The organism is Eudoraea sp., from assembly GCF_049665975.1.
Classification (GTDB): domain Bacteria; phylum Bacteroidota; class Bacteroidia; order Flavobacteriales; family Flavobacteriaceae; genus Eudoraea.
The window spans coordinates 47686-54907 of record NZ_JBATGR010000207.1 but is presented as its reverse complement, the minus strand read 5'-3'; the positions used below and the strand labels follow the sequence as shown (position 1 = coordinate 54907).

Annotated in this window: 5 protein-coding genes, 1 pseudogene and 1 riboswitch; of the genes and pseudogenes, 5 read left to right on the top strand and 1 reads right to left on the bottom strand. The window is 35.9% G+C overall.

Annotation, left to right across the window (positions count from 1 at the left end; translation table 11 throughout):
• A pseudogene (locus tag WBN20_RS07800) lies at positions 1–442 on the top strand (S41 family peptidase); the annotation flags it as partial.
• Between the two features lie 7 nt (positions 443–449).
• Here WBN20_RS07800 and WBN20_RS07795 read toward each other — a convergent pair.
• Positions 450–2315: a TonB-dependent receptor plug domain-containing protein gene (locus WBN20_RS07795; RefSeq protein WP_424281282.1), complete on the bottom strand. Its 1866-nt coding sequence runs from the start codon at positions 2313–2315 to the stop codon at positions 450–452.
• A gap of 71 nt (positions 2316–2386) precedes the next feature.
• A riboswitch (cobalamin riboswitch) is annotated at positions 2387–2612 on the bottom strand.
• 201 nt (positions 2613–2813) lie between these two features.
• Between WBN20_RS07795 and WBN20_RS07790 the strand changes: the two genes are divergently transcribed.
• From WBN20_RS07790 to rmuC, 4 genes are all read left to right on the top strand, one after another.
• Positions 2814–3974, top strand: a complete 1161-nt coding sequence (locus WBN20_RS07790) for an ABC transporter substrate-binding protein (protein ID WP_424281281.1) — start codon at positions 2814–2816, stop codon at positions 3972–3974.
• On the top strand, positions 3974–5005 hold the full coding sequence (locus WBN20_RS07785; RefSeq protein ID WP_424272366.1) for a FecCD family ABC transporter permease: 1032 nt from the start codon (positions 3974–3976) through the stop codon (positions 5003–5005). Before WBN20_RS07790 ends, WBN20_RS07785 begins: the two co-directional genes overlap by 1 nt.
• A gap of 63 nt (positions 5006–5068) precedes the next feature.
• Complete coding sequence (locus WBN20_RS07780) at positions 5069–5821, top strand: ABC transporter ATP-binding protein (RefSeq protein WP_424272367.1); 753 nt, start codon at positions 5069–5071, stop codon at positions 5819–5821.
• A 62-nt stretch (positions 5822–5883) separates the two neighbouring features.
• Entirely contained in the window at positions 5884–7221 is a 1338-nt protein-coding gene (gene rmuC, locus WBN20_RS07775) for a DNA recombination protein RmuC (RefSeq protein ID WP_424272368.1), read from the top strand.
• Position 7222: the final 1 nt, after the last annotated feature.

Genomic DNA, 7222 nt, shown 5'->3' with positions numbered 1-7222 from the left:
CCCTTATATTGAAGTTATTAAAATAGGTACTACAACCCGTGGTAAGAATGAATTTTCACTTACAATGGTAGATGATCCTAACCGGGATGGGGCTCCTTTTATTTACACCCCTTCCAGAGAAAACCAGATTAATCCCGCTAATAACTGGGCCATACAGCCATTAGTTGGAAGAAACGAAAATTCTGTAGGCTTCTCGGATTATACCGCAGGTTTTGACCCGGATATTGAATTAAAAGAAGATTTAGAAAACCTGGGAGTTTTGGGTGATGAAAATGAACCATACCTAGCCAGGGCCATTGAAGAAATTGCAGGTATTTCGGGGAAAAGGGATTTTACCGTAAAGACGCCTGTTGAGCTATTTACCAGTTCTAAAATGTTTACGCCAATGAAGGACAATATGGTGTTGGATAAGCCTCTTCATCTAAATCTTGATTTGAAATAATAATAACTTATAGTTTTAAATTCAATCCTAATCTAAGGTTCCTACCTCTTGTGGTAAATCCAATTACCTCAGTAAAATTGGTGTTAAACACATTTTCTATATTTAAAAAGAATTTGAGTTTGTTTACTATTACTTCCTGCGATATATAAAATCCAAAGGTTGAAAAAGGTTCGAGAACCTGATCATCAAATGTGTTAAAATCAGTATCCAGGCGTTTCCCTGTATAAGAATACGTAAGTGATGTATAGGTTCTGGTTGAAAAACTATAGCTAAAAGCCGCGTTGACACTATGCTTAGGTATTCTTATTGCGTTATCTCCTTTCCTTTCGGTAAAAGTGTAGTTTGCGCTCAAATTCATTTTCAAAAGAGGCGCCCAGTTTAATTGGGCTTCCAAACCTTGCACATTAATTGTATTTGAGGCATTAAAATATTGAAAAAGTGTATTATCAAAAAATACAAAATTGTCTTCTTTTCTATTAAAATACAGAGCGCTAAACCTTAATTTCTCATTTGCTTTAACCTCCAAACCCCCTTCAGCAGTCCTGTTAGTTTCAGGTTCTAAAAATGGGTTTGCACCAAACATCCCAAATAACTGACTTAAAGAAGGTGTGATATAAGAAGTGGCATAAGAACCCATAAATTTTAAATAACCCTCATCTAATGCCATTGAATAAGATGGATTAATATTATATACCAAATGTGAACCATACTCCGAGTGCAGGTTTAGTCGCAGCCCTGCATTTATATTCAATCCAAAAGATGAAACATAAACCAAATTTGCATAAGGATCTATCAGTGAGAATTCCTGAACTCCATCAACTTCAGCCCTGTCCAGATTATAATTCAGGCCCAAAATCGCATATATACTTTCATCGAAAGTATATCTGTTAAACAAATCAACTATATAATTATTCCCTTCAAACATAGAAGGAAAAGCACTCCTGTTATCCGACTTATAATTAGTGAACGAACCGTTTAAGTTTAAATCGCCTTTTTCATAGATCCATTTGGAAGATAACCCCAAACGTTTTTGTTCAGTAAGAAAAGTGTAGGGAGCATCAATTAAGCCAAAAGATTCATCATAAGCACTGTTCAGATTCGTATGATTAGCGTAAATAGTAAGATTTACTTTATGATTAAATGAATATCCTAATTTTAGATCAATATTATATCTTGAAAAAGGGTCTTCCTCATTAGTTTCGGTAATAATTGATGATAAACCATTGGTATACACATTGGAAAAACCCAGAGAATAGGTAAAACTCTCAAGGGTTCCGGCAACCAAGGCGGTGTTGCTAAAATCTGCAATATTATAGTTCTTTTCAAATGAAGATTGGTTCGTCCCAATACTGGATAGAAATTCACCACTAATTTTTTTGTCCGAGACCTTTTTGCTTGTTATATTAATTACGGCAGTAGCTGCACTCATACCATAGAGCGTACTGGAAGCTCCTTTTATAATTTCAATTGATTCTATATTTGATGTGGCAAGTAACCTAAGATCATATTCCTGAGAAAAAGAAGAAGGATCTGAAACTCTAATACCGTCTACCAAGATTAAAACCTGCCTGCCTCTTCCACCACGGGCAAAAACCCCCAATACCTCTCCTTGCCTTCCACGACTCCCGTTTATTTCAATTCCACTTTTGGTGTTAATTATTTCTGCTACAGTTTTTCCCTGATTCCTTTCCAATTCTTTAGAAGTTATCTTTATAACTGTTTTACCCGAATTCTCTCTTTTTATAGGAAATCTGGAATCACTGACCACAACCTCATCCAATTCCTGTAACTCCATGGTATCCTTTTGATTCTGGGCAGAAACCATTGATGCCAATACATAAAGAATGCAAAAAAGAGAGCATCTTTTTATCATTAAATTCAAATTATTTTGCGGGAAAAATGTACAGATGTTCCTATACGCAAACTTTTATCCCGAAAGTTTAACATTGTTTGTTGAATTGGGCAGGTCTCCTGACTTGCGTCTTGCCACCTACCTTCCCGTGGATGTTCAATTTATTGAGCACAAACAGTGGTTCTGAAGTAGTAACAAGCGTTCCTTATTAAAGGAACTAAGCTTACAGTTGCGGGAACAGTTCCGGAATTAAACCGGATTCCCTTTTAATTTCATATCTAAATAAAGAAGTGAAAACCAAAATTCGAGACTAATGTAGTACAATTTCTCTAGTCCGAGTCTCTTTTCCCTCCCAGTTTTATAATAAGCCAGAGGATTCCAACAATGAAATGAAGTAATACAATTCCTCCAATGATGTAAACTATGATATTAGAATCTCTTCCCATATGAGAATTTTTAACAAATTTAGAAAGTATACAATTTTAGAAATGTGACTTTTGTTACCTTGCGAAAGTGTTTATGAATAAATTCTCATTTAAATATATAGCCTTACTCAGTCTGATTCTAACCCTCGTTTCATGTAAAGAGAAAAGTGAGATTTCTTTGTCTGAAACTTTAAATAGGGATTTAGTTGCCATAAATCATGCAAAAGGATTTTCAATAGAAAAGTCTGCTTCCGGAATTACCATAATTAAGGTATTTTCTCCCTGGCCAGATGCAGAGAAGGCTTTTACCTACGCTTTAGTGCCCAAAGAACTTAAAATAGTATCTAAACTAAACAAAAAAGATTTTGATGCAATTATAACCGTTCCCGTGGAACGAATTATCACCACCTCAACAACGCATATACCGGCTTTGGAGAATCTGGGAGTTATTGACAAGCTCATAGGCTTTCCTGATACCAGATATATTTCTTCAAAAGTTACCAGAAAAAAAATAGATGAGGGAAAAATAGCAGATTTGGGTAATAACGAATCCATTAATACTGAAATGGTCATAAACCTTAATCCAGATCTACTAATAGGTTTCAGTATAAATAATCAAAATAAGGCCTATAAAACTCTTCAGCGTTCAAATATTCCGGTTGTTTACAATGGAGATTGGACAGAACAAACCCCTTTGGGTAAGGCAGAGTGGATTAAATTCTTTGCACCTTTCTTTAGTTTGGAGGAGAAGGCTGAAGACATTTTTAAGACTACTGAATCAAATTATTTGGCCGCTAAGGTTTTAGCGAAGAAGGCAAAAAACAAACCAACAGTACTTAGCGGAGCCCTTTATAAAGATGTATGGTATCTCCCGGGTGGGAAAAGTTGGGCAGCAAGCTTTATTAATGACGCCAATGCAGATTACTTATGGAACGATACTAACACAACCGGAAGTCTTTCACTAAGTGTAGAAAGTGTGCTTGCAAAAGCCAGTAACGCTTCATTTTGGGTGTCTCCTTCTCAATTTATATCTTACAATGAACTTGATGAGGCAAGTAGGCATTATAGCCAGTTTAAGGCCTATAAAGAAAAAAAAATATACACTTTTGCCAATACGAAAGGTGATAGCGGAGGTTTGTTGTTTTATGAGTTGGGACCTGCAAGGCCAGATTTGATCTTAAAAGACCTTATCTATATCTTTCATCCCGAATTACTTCCGGAACACCAGCTTTTCTTTTTTAAACCCCTACAGTAGTGCAAAGATCAAAAACATACCTGTTTCCTTTCCTAATCCTATTTCTGGTTTTACTTTTTTGTTTTGTGCTTAATCTAAGCCTTGGATCTGTAGCCATTCCGTTTAAAGAGACTATTAAGAGTATTTTTGGAGGAGTAGTTGTAAATGAATCATGGCATTATATCATATGGAATTACAGGATTCCAAAGGCCTTTACCGCTATTTTAGTCGGTAGCGGACTGTCGCTAAGTGGTTTATTAATGCAGACTCTATTTAGAAACCCTTTAGCAGGTCCTTTTGTTTTGGGAATAAGCTCTGGCGCAAGCCTGGGTGCGGCGCTTTTAATCATGGGATCTACACTTTTTTCTCATTGGTTTATTTTTGAAGTCATCAATGATGTTTCGCTCGCCATTGCTTCAAGTATTGGAAGTTTTTTAGTTCTTTTGGCTGTAATTACTGTAGCTTCAAGAGTAAAAGATACCATGGCATTGCTCATAATTGGATTAATGTTCGGCAGTATAACTGCTGCTCTGGTAAGCGTCCTTTCTTATTTCACCGATGCTGAAAGATTGCAACAATATATCTTTTGGGCATTTGGCAGCGTGGGGAATTTATCTGCGGTACAACTGGCTGTGTTAAGCGTATTTATTCTTGCTGGTATAATATTGAGTATCATTTCTGTTAAATCGCTCAATGCCTTGTTGCTGGGAGAGAATTATGCGCGTAGTCTGGGTGTACACATAAAGAAAACTCGCTTCATAATTATTATTGCCACAGGTTTACTGGCAGGTGCGGTAACGGCTTTTGCAGGGCCTATTGCTTTTATAGGACTTGCTGTCCCTCACTTAACTCGTCAGGTTTTTAATACAACAGATCATAGAATATTGGTGCCTGCAGTACTTGTGTACGGGGCAATACTTCTGTTACTTTGTGATTTGATAGCTCAGTTGCCCACATCCTCCTATGTATTGCCATTAAACGCAATTACTTCAGTTGTAGGTGCCCCTGTAGTTATTTGGTTATTGGTGCGAAAGAAGAAAATGATATTTTAATCACTTATAAAAACCTCAATCATCTCCATAATAAAAAAACATATCATCTTAGAAGCCAAGAAGTTGGCCATTGGGTACACCTCAGGTAAAAAACAAACGGATGTAGCTGACCATATTAGTTTTGGACTTACCAAAGGTGAGCTTGGGGCAATTGTTGGTATAAACGGTATTGGCAAGTCAACTCTTTTGCGAACTTTAGGACGAGTACAGCCCAAATTATCCGGTTCTGTAATGATAAACAAAAAGCCCATTGAATCCTTAAAGTCAGATGAACTTGCAACCTTTGTGAGTGTAGTACTTACAGAGCCAATCGCATCAAAAAATCTAACGGTATCACAACTTATTAGTTTAGGAAGACATCCTTATACCAACTGGATAGGGACTTTAACTGCTGAGGATCTATCTAAAATCCAAAACGCTATTGGAGTTTTAGAATTGGAAAGTTTAAAAAATAATAAGTGTTATGAACTTAGTGATGGCCAATTACAAAAGGTTATGATTGCCAGAGCTTTGGCCCAGGACACCGAGATAATACTTTTAGATGAGCCCACTACGCATCTAGATCTTTATCATAAAGTACACATTTTAAAATTATTACAAAGAATTGCTCATGACACTAATAAGGTGGTTCTTTACACTACCCATGAAATAGATCTGGCTATCCAGCTATGTGATAAAATATTTATTATGAATAGGGCTAAAAATACTTTTGGTGCACCCTGTGAACTCATCGAGAGCAAAAGCTTTGAGGACTTATTCCCCAAAGACACCATCACCTTTAACCCGGAATCTGGTTCATTTAAGATAAATAAGTAAGTTTATCTACCACAGAAAATTAATGTTAATCGATTATCTTTACTTACCAGAATCAAAAATTTATGGAAACCTATTTGGTTTATAGTATTCTTGCTTTGGTTTTTTTAGTGGCCGGTTATTTTTTAGGTAACTACATCCAAAATCTTAAAACTAAATCAAGTAACAGCACCCTCCTAGAACGTGAGCAACAGCTCAGGAACAACCTTTCAGAAATGGAGAAAAGGCTGGAACTAGGTATTGAAGAGACTCGTGAATTGCGGTCTCAAAAGGAACTTTTGGGGATCCAGATCAGTCGTTATGAAACCGAAATGGCTAACCTTCAGCAAAAAAATACAGAGCAGAAGGGAGAAGTAGAAAAACTTCAGGAAAAATTTACTAAAGAATTCGAAAATTTAGCCAATAGAATATTAGATGTAAAATCAGAAAAATTTACCAAACAGAATAAAGAAAATATTGAAAATATTCTTAATCCCTTAAAGGAAAAAATTAAAACCTTTGAAGACAAAGTTGAGAAAAGTCAAAAGGAAAATATTAGCATCCACTCCTCACTTAAAGAGCAATTATTAAACCTGCAAAGTCAAAATCTAAAAATTACACAGGAAGCGGAAAATTTGACAAAAGCACTAAAAGGGGACAGCAAAATGCAAGGAAATTGGGGGGAATTAGTGCTGGAAAGAGTACTTGAAAAATCAGGTCTTGAAAAAGACAGGGAATATTCAGTTCAGCAAAGTTTTACCAGAGAAGATGGCAGCAGGGTATTGCCCGACGTGATAATTAATCTCCCCGATGGCAAAAAAATGGTTGTAGATTCCAAGGTATCGCTTACGGCCTATGAGCGTTATATAAATGCCGAAGAGGAATTTCAAGAAAAATTTTTAAAAGAACATATTAGTTCTTTGAAGAACCATGTGGATCAGTTATCATCTAAAAAATATGAGGATCTTTATGAAATGGAAAGCCCGGATTTTGTTTTAATGTTTGTTCCTATAGAACCTGCTTTTGCAATCGCAATAAACAATGACAACTCCATTTATAATAAAGCATTTGAGCAAAATATTGTTATTGTCACACCTTCAACCTTATTGGCAACACTTCGCACAATTGATAGCATGTGGAATAATGAGAAGCAGCAAAGAAATGCTATTGAGATAGCCAGACAAGCCGGTGCATTATATGATAAATTTGAAGGATTTATATCAGATTTAACCAAAGTGGGTAAAAAAATGGATGAGGCAAAGATTGAGTATAAGGGGGCTATGAATAAATTGGTAGAAGGTCGTGGGAATATTATAACAAGTATAGAAAAGCTTAAAAAAATGGGAGCTAAAGCGAAAAAATCTCTGCCGGATAAATATCTTGAACGAGCCCAGCAAGATGATTTTGATGAAAAACTAAATTAGA